The 25,954-nt window shown below is 74.5% G+C and carries 26 protein-coding genes; all 26 read left to right on the forward strand.

Annotated features, from left to right (window positions below):
* Positions 1–49: 49 nt before the first annotated feature.
* Positions 50–580, forward strand: a complete 531-nt coding sequence (pyrR, locus tag HGB54_RS06630) for a bifunctional pyr operon transcriptional regulator/uracil phosphoribosyltransferase PyrR (protein ID WP_168915737.1) — start codon at positions 50–52, stop codon at positions 578–580.
* The gene (locus tag HGB54_RS06635) at positions 577–1,548 is read left to right on the forward strand and encodes an aspartate carbamoyltransferase catalytic subunit (RefSeq protein ID WP_168915738.1); all 972 of its coding nucleotides are present in this window, start codon (positions 577–579) and stop codon (positions 1,546–1,548) included. The genes pyrR and HGB54_RS06635 overlap by 4 nt, the downstream gene beginning before the upstream one ends.
* Complete coding sequence (locus tag HGB54_RS06640; RefSeq protein WP_168915739.1) at positions 1,545–2,855, forward strand: dihydroorotase; 1,311 nt, start codon at positions 1,545–1,547, stop codon at positions 2,853–2,855. The genes HGB54_RS06635 and HGB54_RS06640 overlap by 4 nt, the downstream gene beginning before the upstream one ends.
* Positions 2,848–3,408, forward strand: a complete 561-nt coding sequence (locus HGB54_RS06645; protein WP_228545712.1) for a PH-like domain-containing protein — start codon at positions 2,848–2,850, stop codon at positions 3,406–3,408. Before HGB54_RS06640 ends, HGB54_RS06645 begins: the two co-directional genes overlap by 8 nt.
* Positions 3,405–4,568 (forward strand): glutamine-hydrolyzing carbamoyl-phosphate synthase small subunit, encoded by a 1,164-nt coding sequence (gene carA, locus HGB54_RS06650; protein WP_168915740.1) that lies wholly within the window; start codon positions 3,405–3,407, stop codon positions 4,566–4,568. The genes HGB54_RS06645 and carA overlap by 4 nt, the downstream gene beginning before the upstream one ends.
* Complete coding sequence (carB, locus tag HGB54_RS06655; protein ID WP_168915741.1) at positions 4,568–7,870, forward strand: carbamoyl-phosphate synthase large subunit; 3,303 nt, start codon at positions 4,568–4,570, stop codon at positions 7,868–7,870. Before carA ends, carB begins: the two co-directional genes overlap by 1 nt.
* The gene (gene pyrF / locus HGB54_RS06660) at positions 7,867–8,721 is read left to right on the forward strand and encodes an orotidine-5'-phosphate decarboxylase (RefSeq protein ID WP_228545713.1); all 855 of its coding nucleotides are present in this window, start codon (positions 7,867–7,869) and stop codon (positions 8,719–8,721) included. Before carB ends, pyrF begins: the two co-directional genes overlap by 4 nt.
* A gap of 26 nt (positions 8,722–8,747) precedes the next feature.
* Positions 8,748–9,638, forward strand: a complete 891-nt coding sequence (gene gmk / locus HGB54_RS06665; RefSeq protein WP_228545714.1) for a guanylate kinase — start codon at positions 8,748–8,750, stop codon at positions 9,636–9,638.
* Between the two features lie 65 nt (positions 9,639–9,703).
* Entirely contained in the window at positions 9,704–9,964 is a 261-nt protein-coding gene (gene rpoZ, locus HGB54_RS06670) for a DNA-directed RNA polymerase subunit omega (protein ID WP_168915743.1), read from the forward strand.
* A gap of 10 nt (positions 9,965–9,974) precedes the next feature.
* Positions 9,975–11,186 carry a bifunctional phosphopantothenoylcysteine decarboxylase/phosphopantothenate--cysteine ligase CoaBC gene (gene coaBC / locus HGB54_RS06675; RefSeq protein WP_228545715.1) on the forward strand — a complete coding sequence of 404 codons (1,212 nt, stop codon included), beginning with the start codon at positions 9,975–9,977 and terminating at the stop codon, positions 11,184–11,186.
* 111 nt (positions 11,187–11,297) lie between these two features.
* Entirely contained in the window at positions 11,298–12,491 is a 1,194-nt protein-coding gene (metK, locus tag HGB54_RS06680; protein ID WP_168915744.1) for a methionine adenosyltransferase, read from the forward strand.
* A 32-nt stretch (positions 12,492–12,523) separates the two neighbouring features.
* A complete protein-coding gene (locus HGB54_RS06685) occupies positions 12,524–14,626 on the forward strand; it encodes a primosomal protein N' family DNA-binding protein (RefSeq protein ID WP_168915745.1) in 2,103 nt (700 codons plus the stop codon).
* A gap of 5 nt (positions 14,627–14,631) precedes the next feature.
* Positions 14,632–15,555, forward strand: coding sequence for a methionyl-tRNA formyltransferase (locus HGB54_RS06690; protein WP_168916868.1), 924 nt, complete (start codon positions 14,632–14,634; stop codon positions 15,553–15,555).
* Positions 15,552–17,111, forward strand: a complete 1,560-nt coding sequence (locus HGB54_RS06695; protein WP_168915746.1) for an RsmB/NOP family class I SAM-dependent RNA methyltransferase — start codon at positions 15,552–15,554, stop codon at positions 17,109–17,111. The genes HGB54_RS06690 and HGB54_RS06695 overlap by 4 nt, the downstream gene beginning before the upstream one ends.
* Positions 17,108–17,770 carry a ribulose-phosphate 3-epimerase gene (gene rpe / locus HGB54_RS06700; protein WP_168915747.1) on the forward strand — a complete coding sequence of 221 codons (663 nt, stop codon included), beginning with the start codon at positions 17,108–17,110 and terminating at the stop codon, positions 17,768–17,770. Before HGB54_RS06695 ends, rpe begins: the two co-directional genes overlap by 4 nt.
* A 73-nt stretch (positions 17,771–17,843) precedes the next feature.
* Complete coding sequence (locus HGB54_RS06705; protein ID WP_168915748.1) at positions 17,844–18,212, forward strand: FKBP-type peptidyl-prolyl cis-trans isomerase; 369 nt, start codon at positions 17,844–17,846, stop codon at positions 18,210–18,212.
* Positions 18,213–18,264: 52 nt separating this feature from the next.
* Positions 18,265–18,528, forward strand: a complete 264-nt coding sequence (locus HGB54_RS06710; RefSeq protein ID WP_168915749.1) for a phosphoribosyl-ATP diphosphatase — start codon at positions 18,265–18,267, stop codon at positions 18,526–18,528.
* A 75-nt stretch (positions 18,529–18,603) separates the two neighbouring features.
* Positions 18,604–19,443, forward strand: coding sequence for an ATP phosphoribosyltransferase (hisG, locus tag HGB54_RS06715; RefSeq protein WP_168915750.1), 840 nt, complete (start codon positions 18,604–18,606; stop codon positions 19,441–19,443).
* On the forward strand, positions 19,443–20,204 hold the full coding sequence (gene hisF, locus HGB54_RS06720) for an imidazole glycerol phosphate synthase subunit HisF (RefSeq protein ID WP_168915751.1): 762 nt from the start codon (positions 19,443–19,445) through the stop codon (positions 20,202–20,204). The genes hisG and hisF overlap by 1 nt, the downstream gene beginning before the upstream one ends.
* Positions 20,201–20,617 carry a phosphoribosyl-AMP cyclohydrolase gene (hisI, locus tag HGB54_RS06725; RefSeq protein ID WP_407663462.1) on the forward strand — a complete coding sequence of 139 codons (417 nt, stop codon included), beginning with the start codon at positions 20,201–20,203 and terminating at the stop codon, positions 20,615–20,617. Before hisF ends, hisI begins: the two co-directional genes overlap by 4 nt.
* Positions 20,614–22,173, forward strand: coding sequence for an anthranilate synthase component I (locus tag HGB54_RS06730; RefSeq protein WP_168915752.1), 1,560 nt, complete (start codon positions 20,614–20,616; stop codon positions 22,171–22,173). The genes hisI and HGB54_RS06730 overlap by 4 nt, the downstream gene beginning before the upstream one ends.
* On the forward strand, positions 22,170–22,832 hold the full coding sequence (locus tag HGB54_RS06735; protein WP_168915753.1) for a Trp biosynthesis-associated membrane protein: 663 nt from the start codon (positions 22,170–22,172) through the stop codon (positions 22,830–22,832). The genes HGB54_RS06730 and HGB54_RS06735 overlap by 4 nt, the downstream gene beginning before the upstream one ends.
* Before the next feature lie 29 nt (positions 22,833–22,861).
* A complete protein-coding gene (locus tag HGB54_RS06740; RefSeq protein WP_168915754.1) occupies positions 22,862–23,092 on the forward strand; it encodes a DUF6704 family protein in 231 nt (76 codons plus the stop codon).
* Complete coding sequence (trpC, locus tag HGB54_RS06745) at positions 23,093–23,869, forward strand: indole-3-glycerol phosphate synthase TrpC (protein ID WP_168915755.1); 777 nt, start codon at positions 23,093–23,095, stop codon at positions 23,867–23,869.
* On the forward strand, positions 23,866–25,170 hold the full coding sequence (trpB, locus tag HGB54_RS06750; protein ID WP_168915756.1) for a tryptophan synthase subunit beta: 1,305 nt from the start codon (positions 23,866–23,868) through the stop codon (positions 25,168–25,170). The genes trpC and trpB overlap by 4 nt, the downstream gene beginning before the upstream one ends.
* Positions 25,167–25,952, forward strand: a complete 786-nt coding sequence (trpA, locus tag HGB54_RS06755; protein WP_168915757.1) for a tryptophan synthase subunit alpha — start codon at positions 25,167–25,169, stop codon at positions 25,950–25,952. The genes trpB and trpA overlap by 4 nt, the downstream gene beginning before the upstream one ends.
* The last annotated feature ends 2 nt before the right edge of the window (positions 25,953–25,954 follow it).

Raw genomic sequence — 25,954 nt, forward strand, 5'->3', positions numbered from 1 at the left:
CACCGACATCCTTTAAGAGCCGTCCCGAGAGGCGGGGAAGGAGGTCAGAGTGGTCGCACGCACCGTGCTCGACGACGCTGACATCGCGCGCGCCCTGCGCCGCATCGCCCACGAGGTGGTCGAATCCCGCCGCGGCGACGGCCGCATCGTCTTCCTGGGCATCCCCACGCGGGGCACCGTGCTCGCCGAGCGGGTGCACGCGCTCGTCGAGGCCATCGAGCCCGGCTCGAGCAGCGTCGGCTCGCTCGACATCACGCTCTACCGCGACGATCTCGGCCGCACGCCCACCCGCGCGCCCGCCCCGACGCGCATCCCCGCCGAGGGGGTCGACGACGCGATCGTCGTGCTCGTCGACGACGTGCTCTACTCGGGCCGCACCGTGCGGGCGGCGCTCGACGCGCTCGCCGACCACGGCCGCCCGCGGGCCGTGCGCCTCGCGGTGCTCATCGACCGCGGCCACCGCGAGCTGCCCATCCGCGCCGACTTCGTCGGCAAGAACCTGCCCTCCGCGACCAGCGAGCGCGTGCGCGTGCGCCTCGTCGACGTCGACGGCGTCGAGGAGGTGACGATCGAGCCGTGAAGCACCTGCTCTCCACCCGCGATCTCGACCGGGCCGCCGCCGTGCGGCTGCTCGACGTCGCCGAGGACATGGCCCTCACCGCCACCCGCGAGGTGCGCAAGCTGCCGACCCTGCGCGGCCGCACCGTCGTCAACCTCTTCTTCGAGGACAGCACCCGCACGCGGCTCTCGTTCGAGTCGGCGGCCAAGCGCCTCAGCGCCGACGTGATCACCTTCAGCGCGAAGGGCTCGAGCGTCTCGAAGGGCGAGAGCCTCAAGGACACCGCGCAGACCCTGCAGGCGATGGGCGCCGACGCGATCGTGGTGCGGCACCCCTCCTCGGGCGCCGCGCACCAGCTCGCCCACAGCGGCTGGATCGATGCGCACGTGCTCAACGCCGGCGACGGCACGCACGAGCACCCCACGCAGGCCCTCCTCGATGCGTTCACGATGCGGTCGCGCCGCTTCGGTGGCGATTCCCGCGGTCGCGATCTGAACGGGATGCGCGTGCTCATCGTCGGCGACGTGCTGCACTCGCGCGTCGCGCGCTCGAACGTCTGGCTGCTCGAGACCCTCGGAGCCGAGGTGCACCTCTGCGCGCCGCGCACGCTGCTGCCCGCCGGGGTCGGCAGCTGGCCCGCGCGCATCCACCACGACCTCGACGCCGCCCTCGCGACCGGGCCCGACGCGGTGATGATGCTGCGGGTGCAGCAGGAGCGGATGCACGACGCCTTCTTCCCGAGCGCGCTCGAGTACGCGCGCGAGTACGGGCTCACCGCGGAACGTTTCGGCCGGTTGGAGGCCGATACGATGGTCATGCACCCCGGCCCGATGAATCGGGGCCTGGAGATCTCGTCCGCCGCCGCCGACTCCGCGAGGTCGACGGTGCTCGAACAAGTCACGAACGGGGTCTTCATCCGCATGGCATCGCTCTACCTGCTCATCGCCGGCGCCGACGACGCGCCCCGCCCCTCGGGGGCCGACGCATGACCGGCCTGCTGATCCGCGGCGCGACGACGCTCGGCGGCGCGCAGGAGGACATCCGGGTGCGGGAGGGCCGCATCGTCGCGACCGGCTCCCTGCTGCCCGAGCTGCGCGAGACGGTCATCGACGCCGCGGGACTCGTCGCCCTGCCCGGCCTCGTCGACCTGCACACCCACCTGCGCGAGCCGGGCGGCGAGGCGAGCGAGACGGTGCTCACCGGCACCCGCGCCGCCGCGGCCGGCGGGTTCACCGCCGTCTTCGCCATGGCCAACACGAGCCCCGTGGCCGACACCGCGGGCGTCGTCGAGCAGGTCGCGAGCCTCGGGCACCGCCACGGCTACGCGACCGTGCGGCCGATCGGCGCCGTGACGGTCGGCCTCGCGGGGGAGCGCCTCAGCGAGATCGGCGCCATGGCCCGCTCGCGCGCCGCCGTGCGGGTGTTCAGCGACGACGGGAAGTGCGTGCACGACGCCCTGCTCATGCGCCGCGCGCTCGAGTACGTCGCGACCTTCGACGGCGTGATCGCCCAGCACGCGCAGGAGCCCCGTCTCACCGAGGGCGCCCAGATGAACGAGGGCGCGCTCTCGGGCGAGCTCGGCCTCGCCGGCTGGCCCGCCGTCGCCGAGGAGGCGATCATCGCCCGTGACGTGCTGCTCGCCCAGCACGTGGGCGCGCGCCTGCACGTCTGCCACGTCTCGACCGCCGGCAGCGTCGACGTCATCCGCTGGGCGAAGGCACGCGGCATCGCCGTGACCGCCGAGGTCACCCCGCACCACCTGCTGCTCACCGAGGAGCTCGCCCGCGGCTACGACGCCCGCTTCAAGGTCAACCCGCCGCTGCGCCGCGACGAGGACGTGCACGCCCTGCGCACCGCCCTCGCCGACGGCACGATCGACATCGTCGCCACCGACCACGCCCCGCACCCCGCCGAGGCGAAGGAGTGCACCTGGGCCGAGGCCGCCTTCGGCATGGTCGGCCTCGAATCGGCGCTGCCGGTCGTGCAGACGGCGATGATCGAGACGGGGATGCTCGGCTGGGCCGACATCGCGCGCGTGCTGTCGACCGCCCCCGCCGCCATCGGGCGCCTCGAGGGTTACGAGTCCCCGCTCGCCGAGGGCTCGGCCGCGCACCTCACGCTCGTCGACCCGGCCGCGCGCCGCACCTGGGGCGCCGACGACCTGCACGGCCGCTCCTCGAACACGCCCTACACGGGCGTCGAGCTCGCGGGCGCGATCGTCGCCACCGTGCACGGCGGCGTGCCGACCCTGCTCGACGGGGCGCTCCGCCCCGCCGAGGAGGTTGCCCGTGGATAGGCTCACCCCCGCGCTCATCGTGATCTCGATCCTGCTGCTGGCCTTCGCGCTCATGCTGCTCGGCTGGCGCAACCGCCGGCGCCGGCAGGCGGGGCTCGGACGCCCGGAGCCGCTGCCTGCGGGGATCGGCGAGCCGGGCATCCGCGTGCCCGTGCTCTACGTCGCCACGACGCGCGCCGACGCCCCGCTCGATCGCATCGCCGTGCACGGCCTCGGCTTCCGCTCGCGCGGCGAGGTCGGCGTGCACCCCGAGGGCGTCGTGCTCGCGCTGCGCGGCCAGGAGCCGGTCTACGTGCCCGCCGCCGCCGTGCGCGGCGCGACCCGCGCCACCTGGACCATCGACCGCGTCGTCGAGGAGGGCGGGCTCGTGATGCTCGCCTGGACGCTCGACGGCACCGAGGTCGACAGCTACCTGCGCGTCACCGACGATCGCGCGGCCGAGCTGCTCGCCGCCCTGCGCGCAGTCGCGCCCGCGGACGGCACCGCCCCCGACGCCTCCGACCCCCACCCCGACGAGCCCGCGCTCCGCCCCGACGAAAGGCCCGCCTCATGACCTCCGCCCCCGCCGTGCTCGTGCTCGAAGACGGCACCCGATTCCCCGGCCGCGCCTACGGCGCCGAGGGCCGCACCGTCGGCGAGGCCGTCTTCGCCACCGGCATGAGCGGCTACCAGGAGACCCTGACCGACCCGAGCTACGCCGGCCAGATCGTCGTGCAGACCGCGCCGCACATCGGCAACACGGGCATGAACGACGAGGACCCGGAGAGCCGCCGCATCTGGGTCGACGGCTACGTCGTGCGCGACCCCTCCCGCGTCGTCTCGAACCACCGCGCCGTGCGCAGCCTCGACGACGAGCTCGTCGAGCAGGGCGTCGTCGGCATCAGCGGCATCGACACGCGCGCCCTCACCCGCCGGCTGCGCGATGCGGGCGTGATGCGCGCCGGCATCTTCTCCGGTGAGGATGCCCGGCTCGACCCCGAGCAGCAGCTCGAGCTCGTGCGGGCGGGCGCCGGCATGGCCGGCCGCAACCTGTCCGCCGAGGTCTCGGTCGGCGAGACGCTCGTCGTGCCCGCCGTCGGCGAGGGGATCGGCCGCCTCGCGGTGCTCGACCTCGGCGTCAAGGCCTCGACGCTGCGCCACCTGTCCGAGCGCGGCTTCGAGGTGCACGTGCTGCCCCAGTCGGTCACCCTCGACGAGCTGCGCGCCCTCGACCCGGTCGCGGTCTTCTACTCGAACGGCCCCGGCGACCCCGCGGCGAGCGACGGCCACGTCGAGCTGCTGCAGGGCGTGCTGCGCGACGGCCTGCCCTTCTTCGGCATCTGCTTCGGCAACCAGCTGCTCGGCCGCGCGCTCGGCTTCGGCACCTACAAGCTGCCCTTCGGGCACCGCGGCATCAACCAGCCGGTGCTCGACAAGCAGACCGGCCGCATCGAGATCACGGCGCACAACCACGGCTTCGCCGTCGACGCCCCCACGGAGGGCGTCGTCGAGAGCCCCGCGGGCTTCGGCCGCGTCGAGGTGAGCCACGTCGGCCTCAACGATCAGGTGGTCGAGGGCCTGCGCGCGCTCGACATCCCCGCCTTCTCGGTGCAGTACCACCCCGAGGCCGCCGCCGGCCCGCACGACTCCACCTACCTCTTCGACCGCTTCCGCGACGCCGTCATCGCGCACCGCGCCGCGGCGGCCAGCACCCAGAACGAAAGCGACCACTGATGCCCAAGCGCGACGACATCCGCTCCGTCCTCGTCATCGGCTCCGGCCCGATCGTCATCGGCCAGGCGGCCGAATTCGACTACTCGGGCACCCAGGCCTGCCGCGTGCTGCGCGAGGAGGGCATCCGCGTCATCCTCGTCAACTCCAACCCGGCGACGATCATGACCGACCCCGACTTCGCCGACGCGACCTACATCGAGCCGATCACGGCCGAGGTCATCGAGGCGATCATCGTCAAGGAGCGCCCCGACGCGGTGCTGCCGACGCTCGGCGGCCAGACGGCGCTCAACGCGGCGATCGCGCTGCACGAGCAGGGCATCCTGAAGCGCCACGGGGTGGAGCTCATCGGCGCCTCCTTCGAGGCGATCCACAAGGCCGAGGACCGCCAACTGTTCAAGCAGCTGGTGCTGGATGCCGGTGCCGACGTCGCCCGCAGCCACATCGCGCACACCGTGGCCGAGGCCGTCGAGTTCGCGGAGGACCTCGGCTACCCGCTCGTCATCCGTCCCTCCTTCACGATGGGCGGGCTCGGCTCGGGCTTCGCCTACGACCGCGAGCAGCTGGAGCGCATGGTCGCCGACGGACTGCACCAGTCGCCGACGACCGAGGTGCTGCTCGAGGAGTCGATCCTCGGCTGGAAGGAGTACGAGCTCGAGCTCATGCGCGACCGCGCCGACAACACCGTCGTGGTCTGCTCGATCGAGAACGTCGACCCCGTCGGCGTGCACACGGGCGACTCGATCACCGTCGCCCCCGCGCTCACGCTCACCGACCGCGAGTACCAGAACCTGCGCGACATCGGCATCCGCATCATCCGCGATGTCGGCGTCGACACGGGCGGCTGCAACGTGCAGTTCGCCGTCGACCCCGCCACGGGCCGCGTCATCGTCATCGAGATGAACCCGCGGGTCTCCCGCTCGAGCGCGCTCGCCTCGAAGGCCACGGGATTCCCGATCGCGAAGATCGCCGCGAAGCTCGCCATCGGCTACCGCCTCGACGAGATCCCCAACGACATCACCCGCGTCACCCCGGCGAGCTTCGAGCCCACGCTCGACTACGTCGTGGTGAAGGTGCCGCGCTTCGCCTTCGAGAAGTTCCCCGGCGCCGACACGGGCCTCACGACCACGATGAAGTCGGTCGGCGAGGCGATGGCCATCGGCCGCAACTACTCCACCGCCCTGCAGAAGGCGCTGCGCTCGCTCGAGAAGCGCGGCTCCAGCTTCCACTGGGAGGGCGAGCCCGGCGACAAGGACGCCCTGCTCGCGCTCGCGGCAATGCCCACCGACGGCCGCATCGTCACGCTGCAGCAGGCCATGCGGGCCGGGGCGAGCATCCAGGAGGCCTTCGACGCCACCGGGATCGACCCCTGGTTCCTCGATCAGATGGCGCTCATCAACAAGGTCGCCGCCGAGGTCGCCGCGGCCGACGCCCTCGACCCGTCCCTCATGCGGCACGCCAAGCAGCACGGCTTCAGCGACGCGCAGCTCGCCCAGCTGCGCGGGCTGACCGAGCGCGACATCCGCGCCATCCGCACGGACGCGGGCCTGCGGCCGGTCTTCAAGACGGTCGACACCTGCGCGGGGGAGTTCCCGGCGCTCACGCCGTACCACTACTCGAGCTACGAGACCGAGACGGAGGTCGCCCCGAGCGACGCCCGCAAGGTCGTCATCCTCGGTTCGGGTCCGAACCGCATCGGGCAGGGCATCGAGTTCGACTACAGCTGCGTGCACGCGAGCTTCGCGCTGCGCGACGCCGGGTTCGAGACCATCATGATCAACTGCAACCCCGAGACGGTCTCGACCGACTACGACACCTCCGACCGGCTCTACTTCGAGCCGCTCACCCTCGAGGACGTGCTCGAGGTCATCCACGCCGAGCAGGCCTCGGGCGAGCTCGTCGGCGTCATCGTGCAGCTCGGCGGGCAGACCGCGCTCGGCCTCGCGCACGGCCTCGCCGACGCGGGCGTGCCCATCCTCGGCACGAGCCCCGACGCGATCGACCTGGCCGAGGAGCGCGGCGCCTTCTCGCGCATCCTCGACGAGGCCGGCCTCGTGGCCCCCCGCAACGGCACGGCGACCGACGTCGACAGCGCCGTCTCCGTGGCCGAGACGATCGGCTACCCCGTGCTGGTGCGCCCGAGCTTCGTGCTCGGCGGCCGCGGCATGGAGATCGTCTACGACAGCCCCTCGCTCGTCGACTACTTCGACCGCGTGCGCGACCAGGCCATCATCGGACCCGGCCAGCCGCTGCTCGTCGACCGGTTCCTCGACGACGCCGTCGAGATCGACGTCGACGCCCTCTACGACGGCGAGGAGCTCTACGTCGGCGGCATCATGGAGCACATCGAGGAGGCCGGCGTGCACTCGGGCGACTCGGCCTGCACCCTGCCGCCCGTGACCCTCGGCCGCGACATCATCGACCGAGTGCGCACGGCCACCGAGGCGATCGCGAACGGCATCGGCGTGCGCGGCCTCATCAACGTGCAGTTCGCGATCGGCGCGGGCGTGCTCTACGTGCTCGAGGCGAACCCGCGGGCGTCCCGCACCGTGCCCTTCGTCTCGAAGGCCCTCGGCATCCCGCTCGCGAAGGCGGCCTCGCTCGTCATGACCGGCGCGAGCATCCGCTCGCTCGTCGAGCAGGGCATGCTGCCCGCGCAGGACGGCTCGATCGTGCCGATCGACTCGCCCGTCGCCGTCAAGGAGGCCGTGCTGCCGTTCAAGCGGTTCCGCACCGTCGAGGGCCGCATCGTCGACAGCGTGCTCGGGCCGGAGATGCGTTCCACCGGCGAGGTCATGGGCATCGACCGCGACTTCCCGCGCGCCTTCGCCAAGAGCCAGGACGCCGCGTACGGCGGCCTGCCCGCCTCGGGCGTCGTCTTCGTCTCGGTCGCCGACCGCGACAAGCGCGCCATCACGCTGCCGGTGCTGCGCCTGCAGCAGCTCGGCTTCGAGATCTGGGCGACCGACGGCACCGCCGAGGTGCTCGCGCGCAACGGCATCCCCGCCCGCATCGTGCGCAAGCACGGCGAGGCCTTCCTCAAGCCCGGCGACGACCCCGACGAGCCCTCGATCGTCGACCGCATCAACGCGGGCGAGGTCGAGATCGTCGTCAACACGCCCAGCGGTCGCAGCGCCCGCGCCGACGGCTTCGAGATCCGCACCGCGACGGTCGCGGCCGACAAGCCGCTGTTCACGACCATCGCGCAGCTCGGCGCGGCCGTCGCCTCGCTCGAGAGCCGCGGCGAGCCGGTCAGCGTCACGAGCCTGCAGGACTACGCGATCGCGCGGGCGGAGCGGGTGTGACCGCGGTCGATGCCGGCCGAGCCCCGGTCGTGGGCACAGGCTTCGGCGCGCGCCTGACCGAGGCGATGGATGCCCGCGGCCCCCTCTGCGTCGGCATCGACCCGCACGCCGCCCTCCTCGAGCGCTGGGGTCTTCCCGACGACGCGCAAGGTGCGCGCGAGCTCGCCCTGCGGGTCGTGGAGGCGGCGGCCGGGTCGGTCGGCATCGTCAAGCCGCAGGTCGCGTTCTTCGAGCGCTTCGGCGCGGCCGGCTACGCCGTGCTCGAGGAGGTCATCGCCGCCGCGCGCACCGCCGGCCTCCTCGTCATCGCCGATGCGAAGCGCGGCGACGTCGGCTCGACGCTCGCCGCCTACGCCGCCGCCTGGCTGGGGGAGGGCTCGCCGCTGCGGGCCGACGCCATGACGGCCGTCGCCTTCCAGGGCCTCGGCTCGCTGGAGGAGGCGATCGCCGCCGACGGCGGGGTCTTCGTGCTCGCCGCGACCTCGAATCCCGAGGGCCGCGCGCTGCAGGCCTCCCGCGACGAGGCGGGCCGCACCGTCTCGGCGCAGCTCGTGCACGAGGTCGCCCAGCGCAACGCCGCCGCGCCCGGCACCGGCCTCGGCGACCTCGGCGTCGTCATCGGCGCGACGCGCCCCCTCGCCGAGACCGGCATCGACCCCGCCGACCTCGCGCGCACGCCCGTCCTCGCCCCCGGCTTCGGCGCGCAGGGCGCGCGGCTCGGCGAGCTCGAGCAGCTGTTCGGGGCGGCCTGGCCCGCGGTGATCCCGACCGTGTCGCGCAGCGTGCTCGGCGACGGCGCCGACGGGGTGCGCGCGGCGATCGCGGCCCACCGCGCGGAGCTCGGGCGATGACCGGGCAGGGGCGGCAGCATCCCGCGATGCCCGACGTCGACCGCGCGGCCGCCTCGCGCGCCGCCGTCGAGGCCCGCCGCGCCCGGGCGGCCGTCAAGCAGGCCGTGCGGGCGGGGGAGCGCAGCGCCCTCTCGGTCGCCGAGGCCGCCTGGCGCGACGCCGAGGGCGTCGAGGCCGGGATGCGCGTGCGCGACCTCATCGGAACGCTCAAGGGCCTCGGCCCCACCCGCACGCTCGCGGCGCTCGAGTCGCTCGGCATCGCCGAGGTCAAGCGCCTCGGCGGGCTCGGGCACCGGCAGCGGCAGTCCCTGCGCGCCTGGCTGCGCGCCCGGGAGGCCGTCGCGGGGCACGGGCGGCTGGTCGTGCTCGCCGGCCCGACCGCGGTCGGCAAGGGCACGGTCTCGTCGTACATCCGCGAGAACTTCCCCGAGGTGCTGCTGAGCGTCTCGGCCACGACGCGCACGCCGCGCCCGGGCGAGATCGACGGCGTGCACTACTTCTTCCTCGACGACGAGCGCTTCGACGCGATGGTCGCCGACGACGAGTTCCTCGAGTGGGCCGTGGTGCACAACCGCAGCCGCTACGGCACGCCGCGGCCGCCCGTCGCCGCCGCCCTCGCGGAGGGCCGCAGCGTGCTGCTCGAGATCGACCTCGACGGGGCGCGCCAGGTGCGGCGCGCGAGCCCTGAGGCCGTGCTGGTGTTCCTCCTGCCGCCGACGTGGGACGAGCTCGTGCGCCGACTGGTCGGACGCGGCACCGAATCCGCGGAGGAGCAGGCTCGCCGGCTCGAGACCGCGCAGGTCGAACTGGCCGCCCAGGACGAGTTCGACGTGCTCGTCGTCAACGACGATGTCGAGCGCGCGGCCCGCGAGGTCGTAGACTTGCTGGCAGTGCCCCGCGCCGATCCGCGCGGCTGAGCACGCCGACGCGATCGCAGCGACACCGGCAGCATCACGAGCAGACGACGAATTACGGAGCAGACATGGCCGCCAGCAAGACCCAGGGCATCATCGATCCCCCCATCGACCAGCTGCTGACGAAGGTCGACTCCAAGTACCAGCTCGTCATCTTCGCCTCGAAGCGCGCGCGCCAGATCAACGATTACTACGCCGACCTGCACGAGGGCTCGCTCTTCGACAACGTCGGCCCGCTCGTCGACTCGACCGTCGACGACAAGCCGCTCTCGGTCGCAATGCACGAGATCAGCGAGGGCAAGCTGATCCTCACCAAGCTCCCCGAGTAGCACCGGCACCATGACGGGGTCGTCCGAGGCCCGGCCCGGCCGACTGACGGTCGTCGTCGGCATCACGGGCGGTATCGCGGCCTACAAGGCCGTCGGCGTCGCCCGCGGCTTCGTGCTCGCCGGGCACGACGTCCACGTCATCGCCACCGAGGGCGCGCTGCGCTTCGTCGGGCGCCCGACGCTCGAGGCGATCAGCCGCAACCCGGTGCACACCGACCTCTACGAGGGGGTCGCCGAGGTGCGCCACGTCGCCCTCGGGCAGCGCGCCGACCTCATCGTGATCGCGCCCGCGACGGCGCACGCGATCGCCTCCCTCGCGGCGGGCCTCGCGGGCGATCTGCTCGGCACGACCGTGCTCGCCTCCGAGGCGCCGCTCGTCGTCGCCCCCGCGATGCACACCGAGATGTGGGGCAACGCCGCCACGCGGGCGAACATCGACACGCTCCGCGGCCGCGGCGTGCACATCGTCGGCCCCGCCTCCGGCGCGCTCACCGGCACCGACGTGGGCCCCGGCCGCATGGCCGAGCCCGACGACATCGTCGCCGAGGCGCTCGCGCTCGTCGGCCCCCGCGACCTCGTCGGCCGGCGCATCCTCGTCTCGGCCGGCGGCACGCGCGAGCCCCTCGATCCCGTCCGGTTCCTCGGCAACCGCTCGAGCGGCCGCCAGGGCACGGCCCTCGCGCGCGCCGCGCTCGCCCGCGGCGCCGAGGTCACCCTCGTCGCCGCCCATCTCGAGGTGGATGCCCCCGCCGGGGCCGTCGTCGAGCACGTCGAGACCACGGCCGACCTCCTGGAGGCCATGACGCGCCTCGCTCCCGCCCACGACACGGTCATCATGGCCGCGGCCGTCGCCGACTTCCGCCCGCGCGAGGTCGCGGCGGGCAAGCTCAAGAAGAGCGACGACGACCGGGGCCTGACCCTCGAGCTGGAGCGCACGCCCGACGTGCTCGCCGCCCTCGCCGCGGCCCGCACGGCCGACCAGCGCATCGTGGGTTTCGCCGCCGAGACCGAGCAGGACGAGCGCGCGCTCGTCGCGCTCGCGGCGGGCAAGGCGCAGCGCAAGGGCGCCGACCTCATCGTCGTGAACCGGGTCGGCTGGAGCGAGGGCTTCGGGGCGACGACCAACAGCGTCATGATGGTGCGCGCCGACGGTAGCGTGGTCTCCGCAGCCTCGGGGGACAAGCTGTCGGTGGCGGACCGTATCCTCGACGCGATCGGCTGATCCGGCCCCGCTGCCACGCTCGACAACCGCTGCCCCGCCCGAGAACCGCACCACGCTCGACGCAGCACCGTTCACCACCGCCACGTTCGACACCGATGGGAATGCTCCGCCATGACCGATCTGCGCCTCTTCACCTCCGAATCGGTCACCGAGGGCCACCCCGACAAGATCTGCGACCAGGTCTCCGACTCGATCCTCGATGCGCTCCTCGCGGTCGACCCGCACGCGCGCGTCGCCGTCGAGACCCTCGTCACGACCGGGCTCGTGCACGTCGCGGGCGAGGTCTCGACGATCGGCTACGTCGACATCCCCGGCATCGTGCGCCGGCGCGTCACCGACATCGGCTACACCTCCTCCGACGTCTGGTTCGACGGCCGCTCCTGCGGCGTCTCGATCTCGATCGGCGGGCAGTCGCCCGACATCGCGCAGGGCGTCGACGCGGCCTACGAGTCGCGCGAGCAGGCCAGCGCCGACGCGGGCGACGTGCAGGGCGCGGGCGACCAGGGCATCATGTTCGGCTACGCCACGCGCGAGACGACGCAGCTCATGCCGCTGCCGATCTGGCTCGCGCACCGCCTGGCCGAGCGGCTCGCCGAGGTGCGCAAGACCGGCGTGCTCGACTACCTCGCGCCCGACGGCAAGACGCAGGTGACCGTGGGCTACGAGGGCCAGGTGCCGAAGACGATCGAGACGATCGTGCTCTCGACCCAGCACCTCGACTCGGTCACGACCGAGCAGCTGCGCGCCGAGGTCGAGCAGCAGGTGATCCGCCCCGTGCTCGAAGCGCACGGCTTCGCCGACCAGCGCCCGCGCATCCTCATCAACCCCACCGGCCGCTTCGTCATCGGCGGGCCGCAGGGCGACGCCGGCCTCACCGGCCGCAAGATCATCGTCGACACCTACGGCGGCGCCTCGCGGCACGGCGGCGGCGCCTTCTCGGGCAAGGACCCGTCGAAGGTCGACCGCTCCGCCGCCTACGCCATGCGCTGGGTCGCGAAGAACGCCGTCGCCGCCGGCCTCGCCGACCGGCTCGAGGTGCAGGTCGCCTACGCCATCGGCAAGGCCTCGCCCGTCGGGCTCTACGTCGAGACCTTCGGCACGCACCACGTGCCGGAGGCGCGCATCCAGTCCGCCATCCAGGAGGTCTTCGACCTGCGCCCCGGCGCGATCGTGCGCGACCTCGACCTGTTGCGCCCCATCTACGCGCGCACCTCGACCTACGGCCACTTCGGGCGCGAGCTGCCCGAGTTCACGTGGGAGCGCACCGACCGCGCCGACGACCTGCGCGCGGCGGCCGGCCTCTGAGCATTCCAGAGCGCGCCGCTCCGGCGCGCACCATGACCGACGCGGGCGTCGAGCCGGGCTCGGCCGTCGCGCGCGTGCTGCTCGACTCACCGCTGCCGCAGCTCGACCGCCTGTTCGACTACCGCATCCCCGCGCGCCTCCGCGCGGCCGCGATCCCCGGGGTGCGCGTCACCGTGCCGCTGCGCGCCGCCGGCCGGCAGGCGAGCGGCTACCTCGTCGAGGTGGTCGAGGAGCAGTCCTTCGAGGGCGTGCTGAGCGAGCTCGTCGACGTGGTCTCGGCGGCGCCCGTGCTGAGCCCCGACGTCTACCGGCTCATCCGCCGCGCGGCCGATCGCGCCGCGGGCACCGCGAGCGACCTCGCGCGTCTCGTCATCCCGACCCGGCAGGTGCGGGTGGAGAAGGCCTGGCTCGCCCGCCGCGAGGCCGAGGGCGCGACCCCCGCGGCGCCCGTCGTCGACGCCCCCGCGGTCGTCGGCTACGACCCGGCCGCGATCGAGGCGCTCCTCGACCCCGCCGCCCCCGGGCAGCGCCGCCGCATGGCCCTCGCCGCCATCCCCGAGCCCGCCCCGGTGCCCGACCCCGAGGCCCCCTCCGGGCAGCGCTGGATGCCCGCCGCGGCCCGCACGCTCGCCGAGCTCGCCGCCGCCACGCTCGCCCGCGGCCGCTCGGCCATCGTCAGCGTGCCCGACTACCGCGACCTCGAGAACGTCGCCGCAGCCCTCGCGGCGCTCGTCCCGGCCGACGGAGTCGCCCGCGTCGACGCCGGCCAGTCGAACCCCGACCGCTACCGCGGGTTCCTGCGGGCGCTCGAGCCCCGCCCCGTCATCGTGCTCGGCATGCGCACCGCCGTCGCCGCTCCCGCGCACGCGCTCGGCCTCATCGCCCTGTGGGACGACGGCGACGGCCTGCACGTCGAGCAGCACGCCCCGGGCGTGCACACCCGCGACCTCGCGCTGCTGCGGCAGGAGGACTCCGGCGCGGCGCTCGTGCTCGCCTCGCACGCGCGCACGACCGACGTGCAGCGCCTGGTCGAGGTGGGGTACGTCGACGAGCTCGCTCCGAGCCCCGCGCGTCGGCGGCGCATCACCCCCACGGCGCAGCTCACGAGCGCCGACGGGCCCGCGGCGCGGGCCCGCATCCCCTCGGCCGCCTGGCGCGCCGTCGCGGCCGCGCTCGAGGAGGGGCCCGTGCTCGTGCAGGTCGCCCGGCCCGGCTACGCCCCGCGGATCGCCTGCGCCGACTGCGGCGAGACCGCCCGCTGCACGGCCTGCCAGGGCCCGATCGCGCAGAAGCGCGCGGGCGCGACGCCCGCCTGCCAGTGGTGCGGGGCCCTCGCGGTCGAGTGGCGCTGCTCGCGCTGCGAGGGCGAGCGCTGGCGCACGGTCGGCAGCGGCTCCGGGCGCACGGCCGACGAGCTCGGCCGGGCCTTCCCGGGCGCGCGCATCATCGTCGCCGACGGCGAGGCCGGCGTGCAGCACGTCCCCGCCGGCCGCACCCTCGTCGTCGCGACGCGCGGGGCCGAGCCGGTCGCCGAGGGTGGCTACCGCGCCGTGCTGCTGCTCGACGGCGAGCGGATGCTCGCGCGCGAGAGCCTGCGCGTCGTCGAGGACTGCGTGCGCTGGTGGTGCACCGCGGCGGCCCTCGCCGCGCGCGACGCCCCGGTGATCCTGGTCGGCGTCGGGGGCTCCGTCGCCTCGGCCCTCGCGATGGGGCAGCCCGAGCGCATCGCGGCCGAGGAGCTCGCCGACCGGCGGCTGCTGCGGTTCCCGCCCGCGGTGCGCGTCGCCGCGATGGTGGGCGAGCCCGAGCAGGTCGCGCGGGCCTCCGCGGAGGTCGCCGCGCTCGAGAGCGTCGACGTGCTCGGCCCGGTCGAGCTCGACGAGGAGCGCGTCCGCGCGATCGTCCGTTTCGACTACGCCCGCGGCGCCGAGGTCGCCGAGACGCTCAAGGTCGCGCTCATCCGCTCGGCCACCGCGAAGCCCCGCCGCGTCGACGGCCGCCCGCCGCGCCGCCGCGCCCCCGGGCTGCGCGTGCGCTTCGACGACCACGAGCCCTTCGACGATCCCGCGGGCGGCCCGCCGTCGGCTTCGGCGCGCGCGGGCGGCGCCCCCGGCCAGGGGAGAATGGGGGGATGACCGCTCTGCGCCTCGTCGTCGCCGGCAGCCCCGCCGCCGCCGTCCCGACCCTCGACGCCCTCGCCGCGGGCCCGCACGAGATCGTGCGCGTCATCACGCGCCCGGCCTCGCCGCTCGGCCGCAAGCGCGTCATCACCCCGACCCCGGTGGCGCAGGCCGCCGAGCGCCACGGCATCCCCGTCGTCGAGGCCGCGCGCCTCGCCGACGTGCAGGAGGAGCTGCTCGCCCTTCAGGTCGACCTCGGCGTCATCGTCGCCTACGGCGGGCTCGTCCGCGCGCCGCTGCTGCAGTGGCCCCGCCTCGGCTGGATCAACCTGCACTTCTCGCTGCTGCCCGCCTGGCGGGGCGCCGCGCCCGTGCAGCGCGCGATCATGGCGGGGGAGGAGCGCACCGGGGCGACGGTGTTCCAGCTCACCGAGGGCCTCGACGAGGGCGACTGGTACGCCCGGCTCGAGGAGCCCATCGGCGCGCACCGCACCGCCGGCGCCCTGCTCAAGAGCCTCAGCGCCTCGGGTGCGGCGCTCACCGCGCGGGTCGTCGACGAGCTCGCCGCGGGCACCGCCGTCGCCCGACCCCAGGAGGGCGAGGTGACGCTCGCCCCGAAGCTCGTCCGCGACGACGCCCGCATCCGCTGGGACGCCCCCGTCGAATCGGTGCACGCCCGCGTGCGCGGCGTCACGCCCGAGCCGGGCGCCTTCACGATGATCGCGGGCACGGATGCCGTGCTCAAGGTCCACGAGGCGGCCCCCGCCCGCGAGGCCGCGCCGCTCCCGCCCGGCCGGCTCGCGATCGACGGCGGCCGCGCCCTCGTCGGCACGGCGTCGCAGGCCCTGGAGCTGCTGCGGGTGCAGCCCGCCGGCAAGCCCGCCATGCCCGCCGCCGACTGGGCGCGCGGCCTCGACGCCGCCGCGCTGCCGGTGCTCGCATGAGCCCCGCACCCCGCCGTCCCGGCCGCGCCGGCGGCGACCGGCGCGACGACCGGCGCAGCGCGCACCGCGACGGCGAGAGGAACGACGCCCGCGCCGCGCGCGACCCGCGCCGCCCCGCCGTGCGCGAGCAGGCGACGCCCCGGCGCATCGCGTACGACGTCGTGCACGCCGTCTCGGCGGAGGACGCCTACGCGAACCTCGTGCTGCCGCAGCGCCTGCGCCGGGCATCCCTTCACGGCGCCGACGCCGCCTTCGCCACGGAGCTCGCCTACGGCACCCTGCGCCGCCGCGGCTTCTACGACGCCGTCATCCGCGAGGCCTCGGGCCGCGAGCTCGACGCGATCGACCCCGGCGCGCTCGACCTGCTCTGCCTCGGCGCGCACCAGCTGCTCGCGATGAGCACCCCGGTGCACGCCGCCGTCGACGAGACGGTCGGGCTCACGCGCCCGCTCGGGCTGCAGCGCGCCACGGGCTTCGTCAACGCCGTCATGCGGCGCATCAGCGAGCGCACGCTCGAGGAGTGGACGGCGCTGCTGCTGCGCGGCGTCGACGACCCCGACGAGCGGCTCGCCATCACCACCGCCCATCCGCTCTGGGTGGTCGACGCGCTGCGCGCCGCCCTCGAGCGCGAGGGCCGCGGCGACGAGCTCGAGGCCCTGCTCGAGGCCGACAACGTGCCCGCGCGGGTGACCCTCGTCGCCCTGCCCGGCCTCGCGCGGCCCGGTGACATCGGCGCCGAGGTCGACGCGACGCCGTACTCGCCGTTCGGGCGGCGCGCGGCCTCCGGCGACCCGGGCGACGACCCCGCCGTCGCCGCCGGGCGCGTGCGCGTGCAGGACGAGGGCTCGCAGCTCGCCGCCCTCGCCCTCAGCCGCGCCCGCCCCGTCGCCGCGGGGGAGCGCTGGCTCGACCTCTGCGCGGGCCCCGGCGGCAAGGCCGCCCTGCTCGCCGCCGAGGCACGGCAGCACGGCGCGCACCTCACCGCCAACGAGGTCGTGCCCGCGCGAGCCGGTCTCGTGCGCCGCGCCCTGACCGCCGTCGACCCCGCGGTCGAGGTGCGCGTCGCCGACGGCCGCGAGATCGGCCGCACCGACCCGGCCGGCTTCGACCGCGTCCTGCTCGACGCGCCCTGCACGGGCCTCGGCGCCCTCCGCCGCCGCCCCGAGGCGCGCTGGCGCAAGCGCTCGGGCGACGTGCCCGAGCTCGCCGCGCTGCAGACGCAGCTGCTCGACGCCGCCCTCGACGCCCTCGCCCCCGGGGGAGTGCTCGCCTACGTCACCTGCTCGCCCCATCCCGACGAGACGACCGCGGTCGTCGACGCGGTGGTGGATGCCCGTTCCGACGTCGCCCGCATCGACACCGCCGCCGTGCTCGCCGGCGTCGTGCGCGAACCCCTCGACCTCGGAGACCTCGGCGGCGCCGTGCAGCTCTGGCCGCACCGCCACGGCACCGACGCCATGTTCATCCAGCTCCTGACGGTGCGGGCGGCGGGCGACGCGGCCGATCACCCCGGCGCCGCGACCGCTGCCGCGCCCGCCGATACCCTGGGCGCGTGAGCCAGCGCATCCACCCGAGCATCCTGTCGGCCGACTTCGTCAACCTCGAGCAGGAGGTCGCCCGCATCGGCTCCGCCGACGCCGTGCACGTCGACGTCATGGACAACCACTTCGTGCCGAACCTGACGTTCGGGCCGCAGATGGTCGAGCGCCTGCAGGCCGTGTCGGGCATCCCGCTCGACGTGCACCTCATGATCGCCGACGTCGACCGCTGGGGGCCCGGCTACGCCGAGCTCGGCGTCGAGTGCGTGACCTTCCACGCCGAGGCGGCCGACGACGTCGTCGCCACGGCCCGCGCGCTGCGCGAGCGGGGGGCGCTCGCGGGCCTCGCCGTGAAGCCCGGCACGCCGATCGAGCCCTACCTCGAGCTGCTGCCCGAGTTCGACCAGGTGCTCGTCATGACGGTCGAGCCCGGCTTCGGCGGTCAGTCGTTCATGGCCGAGACCATGCCGAAGCTCCGCGCGCTCCGCGCCGCCCTGCGCTCCGACGACCGCGCCATCCGCCTCCAGGTCGACGGCGGCATCACCGCCGACACGATCGGCATCGCGGCCGAGGCCGGGGCCGACACCTTCGTCGCCGGCTCGAGCGTCTACGGCGCCGACGACGTCGAGGCGGCGATCGCGGGTCTGCGCGCCGCCGCCGCCGCGCACGCGCACTGACCCTCACCGAGCGCTCGTCCATCGCGCCCCGGCCGCGTCGCCTCCTCCCGGGCCGGTCTGCTTGGATGGAGCCATGACCAATCTGAGCAAGCCAGAGATCGACTTCTTCGAGGGCCCCGCGCCCCAGGAGCTCGTCATCACCGACCTCGTCGTCGGCGACGGAGCCGAGGCCACGCCCGGCGCCACCGTCGACGTGCACTACCTCGGCGTCGAGTTCGAGACCGGCGAGGAGTTCGACGCCTCGTGGAACCGCGGCTCGAGCATCAACTTCCCCCTCGGCAGCCTCATCGCGGGCTGGCAGCAGGGCATCCCGGGCATGAAGGTCGGCGGCCGCCGGCAGCTCGTCTGCCCGCCCGCCCTCGCATACGGCCCCGCCGGCGGCGGCCACCGCCTCTCCGGCAAGACCCTCGTCTTCGTGATCGATCTGCTCGGCGTCAGCTGAGCGAACCTCCTCGGGGCCGGGCGGCAGGCGCCGCCCGGTACCCTGGACGGTTGTGAAGACCTTCGATGCGCTGTTCGCCGAGCTGAGCGAGACCGCCCGCACCCGTCCCGCCGGATCCGGCACCGTCGAGCGGCTCGATGCGGGCATCCATTCGATCGGCAAGAAGATCGTCGAGGAGGCCGCCGAGGTGTGGATGGCGGCCGAGCACGAGACCGACGAGGCCACCGCGGAGGAGATCTCGCAGCTGCTGTACCACCTGCAGGTGCTCATGCTCGCGAAGGGCCTCACCCTCGACGACGTGTACCGCAACCTCTAGCGCGTCGAGCCCGCGATGAGCATCCCGAACCGCCCGCCCCTCGCGCCTCGCCGCGCGCGTGATGAAGAGACCCCCATGCTGAGAATCGCGGTGCCCAACAAGGGCTCCCTCTCCGAGACCGCCGTCGAGATGCTCGTCGAGGCCGGCTACGCCGGTCGCCGCGACCCCCGCGCCCTCACGGTGGCCGACCCGCGCAACGGGGTGGAGTTCTTCTACCTTCGCCCGCGCGACATCGCCACCTACGTCGGCTCGGGCGCGCTCGACGTCGGCATCACCGGCCGCGACCTGCTGCTCGACTCCTCGAGCGAGGCGCAGGAGATCCAGACGCTCGACTTCGGCGACTCGACCTTCCGCTTCGCCGCCGCGCCCGGCACCGTGCACGAGCTCGGCGACCTCGAGGGCCTGCGCGTGGCCACGAGCTACCCGACCCTCGTCGGCGAGTTCCTCGCCCGCCACGGCGTCACCGCGCGCCTCGTCAAGCTCGACGGCGCCGTCGAGTCCGCCATCCGCCTCGGCGTCGCCGATGCCGTCGCCGACGTCGTCTCGACCGGCTCGACGCTGCGCGCGCAGGGGCTCGAGATCATCGGCCCCGTCATCCTCGAGTCGACGGCCGTGCTCATCTCCGCGCGCCCCGAGGTCGAGGGCATCGCCACGCTGCAGCGCCGCCTCCAGGGCGTGCTCGTCGCCCGGCAGTACGTGCTCATGGACTACGACCTGCCGCGCGCGCTGCTCGCGCAGGCGCAGGCCGTCACCCCCGGCCTCGAGTCGCCGACGGTGAGCCCGCTCGCCGATCCCGACTGGGTCGCCGTGCGCGCCATGGTGCCCAAGGACGACACGAACCACGTCATGGACGCCCTCTACGACATCGGCGCCCGCGCCATCCTCGTCAGCCCCATCCACGCCGCGCGCATCTGATGAGCGTCGCCGTCCGGGTGATCCCCTGCCTCGACGTGGCCGCCGGTCGCGTCGTCAAGGGCGTCAACTTCATGGGCCTGCGGGATGCGGGCGATCCGATCGAGCTCGCCCGCAAGTACTACGAGCAGGGCGCCGATGAGATCACCTTCCTCGACGTGAAGGCGACCGTCGACGACCGCGACACCATGTACGACGTCGTGCGGGCGACGGCCGAGCAGGTCTTCATCCCGCTCACCGTCGGCGGGGGCGTGCGCACGACGGAGGACGTCGCGCGCCTGCTCGCGCACGGCGCCGACAAGATCGGCGTCAACTCGGCCGCCATCCTGCGCCCCGCCCTCATCGACGAGATCGCCGACCGCTTCGGCGCGCAGGTCTGCGTGCTCTCCCTCGACGTCACCCGCAGCGCGAGCGCGCCGAGCGGCTTCGTCGTCACGACGCACGGCGGGCGCCGCACCACCGACATCGACGCGCTCGCCTGGGCGACCGAGGCGATGCAGCGCGGCGCGGGCGAGCTGCTCGTCAACTCGATCGACGCCGATGGCACGAAGGCCGGCTTCGACACCGAGCTCATCCGCGCCATCGTCGGCGTCGCGACGGTGCCCGTGATCGCCTCGGGCGGCGCGGGCGCCCTCGAGCACTTCACCCCCGCGATCACCGCGGGCGCCGACGCCGTGCTCGCCGCGAGCGTGTTCCACAACGCCGAGCTCACCATCGGCGAGGTCAAGGGCGCCCTGCGCGCCGAGGGGGTCAGCGTGCGATGAACCCGACCCCCTCCGACGCCACGATGACCGAGCAGGATGCCGCTGCCGTCGTCGCCCGAGCGCGCTTCGACGCCGCCGGGCTCCTGCCCGCGGTCGTGCAGCAGTGGGATTCCCGCGAGGTGCTCATGGTCGGCTACATGAACGCCGAGGCGCTGCGCCGCACCCTCGTCGAGGGCCGCGTCACGTACTGGAGCCGCTCGCGCCAGGAGTACTGGCGCAAGGGCGACACGAGCGGCCACACCCAGCACCTGCGCGGCGCCGAGCTCGACTGCGACGCCGACGCCCTGCTGCTGCAGGTCGAGCAGCACGGCCCCGCCTGCCACACGGGTGAGCGCCGCTGCTTCGACGTCGACCCGTTCCTGCCGCTCCCGACCCCGGGGGCCGGCACCGACGACCCGGAGGGCACGCCATGACGGGCACCACCCGCGCCGAGTTCGACGCCCGTGCGGCCGACGCGCGCGTCGTGCCGGTCATCCGCACCGTCTTCGCCGACGCGCTCACGCCCGTCGGCCTCTACCGCTCGCTCGCCGAGGGCCGCCCGGGCGGCTTCCTGCTCGAATCCGCCGAGCAGGGCGGCATCTGGTCGCGCTACTCCTTCATGGGGGTGCGCTCCTTCGGCGTGCTCACCGAGCACGACGGCTCGGCGGTCTGGCGGGCGTCCGGCCTCGATGCCGATCGCGCGTTCGGCGGCGCCGTGCCCGCCGATCCGCTCGCCGCGCTCGACGCGCTCTCGGCCCGGTGGGAGTCGCCCCGCGATCCCGCCCACCCGCCGCTCACCGGCGGTCTCGTCGGCTTCATGGGGTGGGACGCGGTGCGCCGCATCGAGAACCTGCCGGATGCCCCTCCGAGCGACTTCCCGTGCCCCGAGCTCGCCTTCGCCTTCGTGAGCGAGCTCGTCGTCATGGACCACCGCCAGGGCACCGTCGACCTCGTCGTCTCGGTGCTGGCGGACGACGGGACGGCGGACGGCGCCGACCGCGACGCCGACGCCCTCTGGGACGACGCCCAGCGCCGCCTCGACGCCCTCGAGGCCGCGCTCGCGACGCCCGCGGCCCCCGAGCCCCGCCGCATCGACCTCACGACCGCGCCCGAGCCGCGCTACCGCTCGACCCACGACGAGTACCTCGCCGCCGTCGCCCGCTCGAAAGAGTTCATCCGCGACGGCGACGTCTTCCAGGTCGTCGTCGCCCAGCGCTTCGACCACGCGCTCGAGGCGACCCCGCTCGAGGTCTACCGCGTGCTGCGCGCGCTCAACCCCTCGCCGTACATGTACGTGCTCACGCACGAGAGCGCCGACGGCGAGCCCTACGCCATCGTCGGCTCCTCGCCCGAGGCGCTCGTCAAGGTCACCGACGGCCGCGTGCACATGCACCCGATCGCCGGATCGCGCCCGCGCGGCGACACGCCCGAGGCCGATCAGCAGCTCGCCGACGGCCTCCTCGCCGACGAGAAGGAGCAGGCCGAGCACCTCATGCTCGTCGACCTCGCCCGCAACGACCTCTCGAAGGTGTGCCGCGCCGGCAGCGTCGAGGTCACCGAGTTCATGCAGGTCGAGCGCTTCAGCCACATCATGCACCTCGTCTCGAGCGTCGAGGGCGACCAGCGCCCCGAGGCGAGCCACGTCGACGTGTTCCGCGCGACCTTCCCCGCGGGCACCCTGAGCGGGGCGCCGAAGCCGCGCGCGCTCGAGATCATCGACGAGCTCGAGCCCGCCCGCCGCGGCGTCTACGGGGGAGTGGTGGGCTACTTCTCGTTCTCGGGGGATGCCGATCTCGCGATCGCGATCCGCACCGCCTTCCTGCAGAACGGCACCGCCCGGGTGCAGGCCGGTGCGGGGCTCGTCGCCGACTCCGTGCCCGAGTCGGAGTACCAGGAGACCATCAGCAAGGCCGCGGCCCCCCTGCGAGCCGTCGCGATCGCCAACGCGCTGCGCCGCGCGGCCCCCGAGGCCGGGGGAGCCGGGTCGTGACCCCCGCGCGTGTGCGGCTCGTCTCGCTGCTGGCCCCCGGCCTGCTCGGCGCGCTCGCCCTGCTGACGTGGACCCAGCCCTGGGTCGACGCGACCCTCGTCGAGGGCCCGCTCGTCACGGTCGCGGGCGACGTGGCCGCCCCGGCGCTGCCGGCGCTCGCCCTCGCGATGCTCGCCCTCGTCGCCGCCCTCGCCCTCGCCGGCCGCGTCTTCCGCATCGTCCTCGGGCTGCTGCTGAGCCTGCTCGGGGCGGCGATCGCCACCTCGGCGGCGCTCGTGCTCGCGCAGCCGGTCGCGGCGGCCGGCCCCGCGGTCACCGAGCTCACCGGGGTCGAGGGCGCCGACTCGGTCGCCGCGCTCGTCGCGAGCGCCGCGCTCACCCCGTGGCCCGGCATCGCGCTCGTCGTGGGCGCGCTCGGCGTGCTGACGGGCATCCTCGTCGCCGCCCTCTCGGGGCGCTGGCCCGAGCGCACCCGCCGCTACGACGCCGTGCGCCTGAAGCAGGCGGGCGCCGCCGACGCGCCTCCCGCCGCGCGCGACCGCTTCGACGACTGGGACGCCCTGAGCGACGGCCGCGACCCGACCGATCAGGGGCGGATGCCCGGCGTTCCCCGGCCCAGCACCCAGTCGGGCGCCGATGGGCCCGGGGTAGACTCGTGACCGCACCCGCCCCCTACCGCAGGAGAACCATGAACGCCCAGTCTGAGCTCGGCCACGGACACTCGATCGCCGCCTGGACGGCCGTGACGATCATCCTCGTCGCGTTCACGATCGGCACGTTCGCCTTCTGGTTCGAGATCGTCTGGCTCGTCTGGGCGAGCGCCGCGCTCGCGCTCGCCGGCTGGGTCGCCGGGGGCGTCATGGCCAAGGCCGGGTACGGTGCGGGCGGCGACCGCTCCACCGCCAAGGCGCACTCCTAGATGCTCGGCGACCTCGTCGCCGGATCCCTCGCCGACGCCGCCGAGCGGCGCGCGACCCGACCGCTCTCCGCGGTCGAGGCCGATGCGCTCGCTCGTCCGCCGGCGCTGGACGCCCGGGCCGCCCTCCAGCGCGCCGACCGCATCAAGGTGATCGCCGAGGTGAAGCGCGCGAGCCCCTCGCGCGGCAGCCTCGCCGCGATCGCCGACCCCGCGGCTCTCGCCCGGCAGTACGCCGAGGGGGGAGCGAGCGCGATCAGCGTGCTCACCGAGCAGCGCCGCTTCGGCGGCAGCCTCGCCGACCTCGAGGCCGTGCGCGCCGCCGTGCCGACGCCCCTGCTGCGCAAGGACTTCATCGCCGAGCCGTACCAGGTGCTCGAGGCGCGCGCCGCGGGCGCCGATCTCGTGCTGCTCATCGCGGCCGCGCTCGACGACGCGCAGCTCGCCGAGCTGCACGCCCTCGTGCTCGACCTCGGCATGACGCCGCTCGTCGAGACCCACTCCGAGGAGGAGGTCCGTCGGGCCGTCGACCTCGGGGCGCAGGTCATCGGGGTCAACGCCCGCGACCTGTCCACCTTCGAGCTCGACCGCGACCTGTTCGCCCGGCTCGCCCCCCTCATCCCCGACGGCACCGTCCGCATCGCCGAATCGGCGGTGCTCGGCGTCGACGACGTCGCGCACTACCGCCGCGGCGGCGCCGACGTCGTGCTCGTCGGCGAGGCCCTCGTCACCGGCGGCGATCCTGTCGCCGCCCTCACAGAATTCCTGGCCGTCTCATGAGTCTCCGCACCCACTCCGGGCCGTACTTCGGCTCCTTCGGCGGGCGCTTCGTGCCCGAGTCCCTCATCGCCGCGCTCGACGAGCTCGACGCCGCGTACGAGTCCGCGAAGGCCGATCCCGCTTTCGCCGAGGAGCTGGCCGAGCTGCACCGCAGCTACACGGGCCGCCCCTCGATCATCACCGAGGCCCCGCGGTTCGCCGCGACGGCGGGCGGTGCCCGCATCTTCCTCAAGCGCGAAGACCTCAACCACACGGGCAGCCACAAGATCAACAACGTGCTCGGGCAGGCGCTGCTCGCCAAGCGCCTCGGCAAGACGCGCATCATCGCCGAGACCGGCGCCGGTCAGCACGGCGTCGCGAGCGCGACGGCCGCGGCCCTCTTCGGCCTCGACTGCGTCGTCTACATGGGCGAGGTCGACACCGAGCGCCAGGCCCTCAACGTCGCCCGCATGAAGCTGCTCGGCGCCGAGGTCGTGCCCGTCACCACGGGCTCGCGCACGCTCAAGGACGCCATCAACGAGGCCCTGCGCGACTGGGTCGCCAACGTCGAGAGCACGCACTACCTGCTCGGCACCGTCGCCGGCCCGCACCCGTTCCCGGCGATGGTGCGCGACTTCCACTCCGTCATCGGCACCGAGGCGCGCGAGCAGATGCTCGCCCTCACCGGCCGCCTGCCCGACGTCATCGCCGCCTGCGTCGGCGGCGGCAGCAACGCGATGGGCATCTTCCACCCCTTCCTCGACGACGAGTCGGTGCGCCTGGTCGGCCTCGAGGCCGCGGGCGATGGCGTCGACACCCTCTTCCACGCCGCGACGATCTCGAAGGGCCGCCCCGGCGTGCTCCACGGCGCGCGCAGCCTCATGCTGCAGGACGAGGACGGCCAGACGATGGAGTCGCACTCCATCAGCGCGGGCCTCGACTACCCGGGCGTCGGCCCCGAGCACGCCTGGCTCGACGAGATCGGGCGCGCCGAGTACCGCGGCGTCACCGACCGCGAGGCGATGGATGCTCTGCGCCTGCTGAGCCGCTCCGAGGGCATCATCCCCGCCATCGAGACGGCGCACGCCCTGCACGGCGCCCTGCAGCTCGCCCGCGAGCTGGGGCCGGAGGGCATCGTGCTCGTCAACCTCAGCGGCCGCGGCGACAAGGACATGGAGACGGCGGCCCGCTACTTCGGCCTGCTCGACGCCCAGGAGGCGGCCGACGCGGCCGTCCTCGAGGCGCAGCGCGGCGCCGACGCGAAGGGCAGCGTCGAGCCGCACGCCGGCGCGACGGTCGGCGACGAGGAGGGCGCGCGATGACCGCCTCGACCGTCGAGCAGACGATCCGCACGCGCGTCGACGCGGGCTCCGGCGCGCTCATCGGCTACCTGCCGGTGGGCTTCCCCGACCTCGACACGAGCGTCGACGCGGCCGTCGCGCTCGTCGAGAACGGCGTCGACATCATCGAGCTCGGGCTGCCGTACAGCGATCCGGTGATGGACGGCCTCGTCATCCAGCGCGCCACGCAGACCGCGCTGCAGGGCGGCTTCAAGCTCAGCCACGGCTTCGAGGCGGTCGAGCGCATCCGCTCGCGCGTCGACGCCCCGCTGCTCGTGATGACCTACTGGAACCCGGTCATCCAGTACGGGGTTGAGCGCTTCGCGACCGATCTCGAGAACGCCGGGGGAGCGGGCCTCATCACGCCCGACCTCGTGCCCGACGAGGCCCGAGAGTGGATGGAGGCGAGCGAGCAGCACGAGCTCGACCGCGTCTTCCTCGCCGCGCCCTCCTCGAGCGAGGCGCGCATGAAGCAGGCCGTCGACTCCAGCCGCGGCTTCGTCTACGCGGTGTCCACGATGGGCATCACCGGCGCGCGCACCGACATGGACCGCGCGGCGCGCGACGTCATCGGCCGCCTCCGCGAGGCGGGCGCGACGAGCGCCTGCGTCGGCATCGGCATCTCGACGGCCGAGCAGGTCCGCGACGTGCTCGGGTACGCCGACGGCGCGATCGTCGGCTCGGCGCTCGTCTCGGCCCTTGCCGAGGGCGGCGTCGCCGCGGTCGGCCGCACGGCGGCCGAGCTCGCCGCCGGCACGCGCTGACC

It is taken from the genome of Microcella flavibacter, from assembly GCF_012530535.1.
GTDB lineage: Bacteria > Actinomycetota > Actinomycetes > Actinomycetales > Microbacteriaceae > Microcella > Microcella flavibacter.